This is a genomic window from Arcobacter arenosus, from assembly GCF_005771535.1.
GTDB classification, from domain to species: domain Bacteria; phylum Campylobacterota; class Campylobacteria; order Campylobacterales; family Arcobacteraceae; genus Halarcobacter; species Halarcobacter arenosus.
On record NZ_VANU01000014.1, the window covers coordinates 1 to 5,640 of the forward strand.

The 5,640-nt window shown below is 44.2% G+C and carries 2 tRNA genes and 3 rRNA genes; all 5 read right to left on the bottom strand.

Features of this window, described 5'->3' with window-relative positions:
- Nucleotides 1–9: 9 nt before the first annotated feature.
- A 5S ribosomal RNA gene (rrf, locus tag FDK22_RS15580) occupies nucleotides 10–125 on the bottom strand.
- Nucleotides 126–268: 143 nt separating this feature from the next.
- Nucleotides 269–3,148: ribosomal RNA gene (locus tag FDK22_RS15585) — 23S ribosomal RNA — on the bottom strand.
- Between the two features lie 396 nt (nucleotides 3,149–3,544).
- A tRNA-Ala gene (locus FDK22_RS15590) sits at nucleotides 3,545–3,620 on the bottom strand.
- Between the two features lie 18 nt (nucleotides 3,621–3,638).
- Nucleotides 3,639–3,715, bottom strand: a tRNA-Ile gene (locus tag FDK22_RS15595).
- A gap of 128 nt (nucleotides 3,716–3,843) precedes the next feature.
- Nucleotides 3,844–5,361: ribosomal RNA gene (locus FDK22_RS15600) — 16S ribosomal RNA — on the bottom strand.
- The 16S, 23S and 5S rRNA genes sit together here with 2 tRNA genes alongside, the layout of an rRNA operon.
- Nucleotides 5,362–5,640: the final 279 nt, after the last annotated feature.

A 5,640-nucleotide genomic window follows, 5' to 3' on the forward strand; every position in this document is an offset into this window, starting at 1 on the left:
ATACTCAAGAGCTGGCAGCGGCCTACGTTTCCACAAGGGGACCCTGCAGTATTATCAGCGCAGAAGTGCTTGACTTCCAGGTTCGGAATGGAGCTGGGTATTTCCACTTCGCTAAAACCACCAGCAATATGAGTAAACAATAAATTAAATGAATAATTTACTCTTTACTCACATTAGGTTCTATGAGTTTAAAAAAAGTTTTAATGTTAAGTCTTTCACAATAATTAAATGTTAATACATTTAATAAGATAGTAAACCAAGAAATATATAAAATAAGCCAAACGATCTATTAGTACTGGTCAGCTAAACGTCTTTCAACGCTTACACATCCAGCCTATCAACCAGCTAGTCTTGCTGGGATCTTCAGGGAAAGTTCATCTTAGAGTTGGCTTCGAGCTTAGATGCTTTCAGCTCTTATCACATCCGTACGTAGCTACCCAACGATGCCCTTGGCAGAACAATTGGTACACTAGTGGTACGTTCATCCCGGTCCTCTCGTACTAGGGACAAATCTCTTCAACTTTCCTACGCCCACGGAAGATAGGGACCGAACTGTCTCACGACGTTCTGAACCCAGCTCGCGTACCGCTTTAAATGGCGAACAGCCATACCCTTGGGACCTGCTCCAGCCCCAGGATGCGATGAGCCGACATCGAGGTGCCAAACCTCCCCGTCGATGTGAGCTCTTGGGGGAGATCAGCCTGTTATCCCCGGCGTACCTTTTATCCTTTGAGCGATGGCCCTTCCACACAGAACCACCGGATCACTATGACCGACTTTCGTCTCTGTTCGACTTGTATGTCTCACAGTCAAGCTAGTTTATGCCATTATACTCAACTGGCGATTTCCATCCGCCATGAACTAACCTTTGTAAGCCTCCGTTACTTTTTAGGAGGCGACCGCCCCAGTCAAACTACCCACCAGACATTGTCCTGAAGAAGGATAACTCCTCGCAGTTAGTAACTCAAATATTCAAGGGTGGTATCTCAAGGATGGCTCACACAGTACTGGCGTCCTGTGATCAAAGCCTCCCACCTATCCTGCACATGAATATCCAAGCTACAGTGTCAAGCTGTAGTAAAGGTGCACGGGGTCTTTCCGTCTTTCCGCGGGTAGGAGGAATTTTCACCTCCACTACAATTTCACTGGATCCCTGGTTGAGACAGCTCCCATCTCGTTACGCCATTCATGCAGGTCGGTATTTAACCGACAAGGAATTTCGCTACCTTAGGACCGTTATAGTTACGGCCGCCGTTTACTCGGGCTTCAATCAAATGCTTCGCTTGCGCTAACATCATCAGTTAACCTTCGAGCACCGGGCAGGCGTCACACCTTATACATCCACTTACGTGTTAGCAAAGTGCTGTGTTTTTGGTAAACAGTCGGGAGGGACTCTTTGTTGCAACCTTCTCCGCTTTCGAGAGCAAGTCTCTATACAGAGTTAGGCACACCTTATACCGAAGATACGGTGCTAGTTTGCAGAGTTCCTTAACCAGGGTTCTTCCACGCGCCTTAGAATACTCATCCCACCCACCTGTGTCGGTTTACGGTACGGGCAACAAATAATATACTTAGTGGCTTTTCTTGGCACGACAGTATCATCGATTCTCAATCTGCTCCGAAGAGCGTCAAGAGCCTGTAAGATCTCGGTCTAACGTTACCCGGATTTGCCTAAGTAACAACCTACGTCCTTCGACCCACTATTCCATCAGTGAGCTCGATTAACTCTATGCGTCCCCACATCGCGCTTATTTGTTGGTATTGGAATATTAACCAATTTGCCATCGTCTACCCCTTTCGGACTCGACTTAGGACCCGACTAACCCTACGATGACGAGCATCGCGTAGGAAACCTTGGGTTTTCGGCGAAGAGGATTCTCACCTCTTTTCTCGCTACTCATGCCTGCATGCTCACTTCTATCCGCTCCAACGCTCCTTACCGGTACATCTTCAACGCTGAATAGAACGCTCTCCTACCACTCAATAAATTGAGTCTAAAGCTTCGGTGCAATGTTTAGCCCCGTTATATTTTCCGCGCAGAATCACTAGACCAGTGAGCTGTTACGCTTTCTTTAAAGGGTGGCTGCTTCTAAGCCAACCTCCTGGTTGTCACAGTAACTCCACATCGTTTTCCACTTAACATTGACTTTGGGACCTTAGCTGTTAGTCTGGGTTGTTCCCCTCTCGACGATGGATTTTATCACCCACCGCCTGACTCCCTAGATTACACGTATAGTATTCGAAGTTTGATAGGGTTTGGTACCGCGGTAAGCAGCCCTAGCCCAGTCAGTGCTCTACCCCTATACGCTACTACTAGAGGCTATACCTAAATATATTTCGGAGAGAACCAGCTATCACGAAGTTTGATTGGCCTTTCACCCCTATCCACAAGTCATCCGAAGACTTTTCAACGCCTACCGGTTCGGTCCTCCACTAGCTCTTACACCAGCTTCAACCTGCTCATGGATAGATCACTTCGTTTCGGGTCTGCAGCATCTGACTAATTCGCCCTATTAAGACTCGCTTTCGCTACGGCTTCGCACTTGGCTTAACCTTGCCAGATACCACAACTCGCAGGCTCATTATGCAAAAGGCAGTCCGTCACCCTGATAAATCATAGGGCTCCGAATGATTGTAAGCTAATGGTTTCAGGTTCTATTTCACTCCCCTCACTGGGGTACTTTTCACCTTTCCCTCACGGTACTTGTTCACTATCGATCTGTAAGTAGTATTTAGGGTTGGAGGGTGGTCCCCCCATATTCAGTCAAGATATCACGTGTCCCGACCTACTCGTTCCTTAGTCTAGTACCATATTAAAGATTTCGAATACAGGAGTATCACCTTCTATGCTTTACCTTTCCAGGTAATTCTTCTATCTAAAATATTATCACTAAGTGCCCTAATCCGATTTCGCTCGCCGCTACTCTCGGAATCTCGGTTGATTTCTGTTCCTCTGGTTACTGAGATGTTTCACTTCACCAGGTTCGCCTCCTCGAAAGGATGACATGCATAACATGCCGGGTTGTCCCATTCGGAAATCTCTGGATCAAAGCCTCTTGACGGCTCCCCAAAGCTTATCGCAGTCTAGTACGTCCTTCATCGCCTCTTACAGTCTAGGCATCCACCATTAGCCCTTAATAGCTTATTAATAAATGTATCTCTACATCTACCTTATTTGAGAAATTAACTAATTAAAGTTAATTGCTTTATTTGAATAATTATTCCTTGGCTACTATCTTATTAAACATATTACTACATCTAATAAAACAGTTGTGTCTATCATTAATTAAATATTTATTTATTCATAAATATTTGATTTAGATATGAAATTTTTTATTTTTAAATCATCTTCATACGAAAGATATTGATTTAAACGAAAAAAATTAAAGACTTTAACATTAAATTTTTAAATAACATTTTGGTTAAAAACCAAATATAAAAACTACTCATAGTTTTTATATTTAGTTTTTGTAATTTGTATATTAGTTATTGGTTTATTCCCAATATACTATTTACCAATAACAAGTAACTAATTTGTAATAGATGGTGGAGATAAGCGGGATCGAACCGCTGACCTCCTGCGTGCAAGGCAGGCGCTCTCCCAGCTGAGCTATATCCCCACAGAAAGACTATTCTAATGGTGGGCCTACCAGGACTTGAACCTGGGACCTCACGATTATCAGTCGAGCGCTCTAGCCAGCTGAGCTATAGGCCCATTGTCACCTATTTTTTAAATAATCTTTATAAACCGAACACAATAAACTATCTATTTTTTTTCTCATCTTATTTGCTACATCGTGTTGTAGCTTCTGAGTTAAGAAACGAATCTTAACTCTTTCTCTGAAAGGAGGTGATCCAACCGCAGGTTCTCCTACGGTTACCTTGTTACGACTTCACCCCAGTCGCTGAATCCACTGTGGAGGGTAGCTACTTTAGCATCCCCGCTTCGAATGAGTTCAACTCCCATGGTGTGACGGGCGGTGAGTACAAGACCCGGGAACGTATTCACCGTAGCATTGCTGATCTACGATTACTAGCGATTCCAACTTCATGTAGTCGAGTTGCAGACTACAATCCGAACTGGGAGGCATTTTTGAGATTTGCTCCACCTCGCGGTATCGCGGCTCTTTGTATGCCCCATTGTAGCACGTGTGTAGCCCTGGACGTAAGGGCCATGATGACTTGACGTCGTCCTCACCTTCCTCCTACTTGCGTAGGCAGTCTCGTTAGAGTTCTCAGCCGAACTGTTAGCAACTAACGACGAGGGTTGCGCTCGTTGCGGGACTTAACCCAACATCTCACGACACGAGCTGACGACAGCCGTGCAGCACCTGTATATAAGTTTCTGCAAGCAGACACCAATCTATCTCTAGAAAGTTCTTACTATGTCAAGTCCAGGTAAGGTTCTTCGCGTATCGTCGAATTAAACCACATGCTCCACCGCTTGTGCGGGTCCCCGTCTATTCCTTTGAGTTTTAATCTTGCGACCGTACTCCCCAGGCGGTACACTTAATGTGTTAACTGCATTACTGCCATGTCTAGCATGGCAACAACTAGTGTACATCGTTTAGGGCGTGGACTACCAGGGTATCTAATCCTGTTTGCTCCCCACGCTTTCGCGTCTCAGCGTCAATAATGTTCCAGTAGATCGCCTTCGCAATCGGTATTCCTTCTGATCTCTACGGATTTTACCCCTACACCAGAAATTCCATCTACCTCTCCCATATTCTAGGTTAACAGTTTCAAAAGCAGTTCTATAGTTGAGCTATAGGATTTCACTTCTGACTTATTAACCCGCCTACACGCTCTTTACGCCCAGTGATTCCGAGTAACGCTTGCGCCCTCCGTATTACCGCGGCTGCTGGCACGGAGTTAGCCGGCGCTTATTCATATAGTACCGTCATTATCTTCCTATATAAAAGGAGTTTACGCTCCGAAAAGTGTCATCCTCCACGCGGCGTTGCTGCATCAGAGTTTCCTCCATTGTGCAATATTCCCCACTGCTGCCTCCCGTAGGAGTCTGGACCGTGTCTCAGTTCCAGTGTGACTGATCATCCTCTCAAACCAGTTAGGCGTCATTGACTTGGTGAGCCATTACCTCACCAACTATCTGATACCATACAGTCCCATCCTCGAGCACAAAAGCATTTCCCTTGTAGACTTATGTCTTAAAGGCATATAGGGCATTAGCAGTCGTTTCCAACTGTTATTCCTTTCTCGAGGGCAGGTTAACTATACATTACTCACCCGTGCGCCACTTAGCTGACAAATTAAGTAAACTTAATCCCGTTCTCGTTCGACTTGCATGTGTTAGGCACGCCGCCAGCGTTCACTCTGAGCCAGGATCAAACTCTCCATAATAAAAAGTTTAATCTTGACCATTATGTAACTCTTGTTACAAAATAAATCTCAATTGTAAAAGCTTAGCTTTATTAAGTCCTCTGAAAAAATGTTACTTTTTTTAGATTACTTTTAATAGACAAGGATATGTTTTTTCCATATTCTTGTTTCGTGTTTATTTCTCTACATCTTCATGTAGTAAATAGTTTTATCATATTCGGTTTATAAAGATTATTATCTTAACAAACCTTTTATTGTTAAAGAACGTTTGAATCGATACTCTTAACTTCTTTTCGTTAA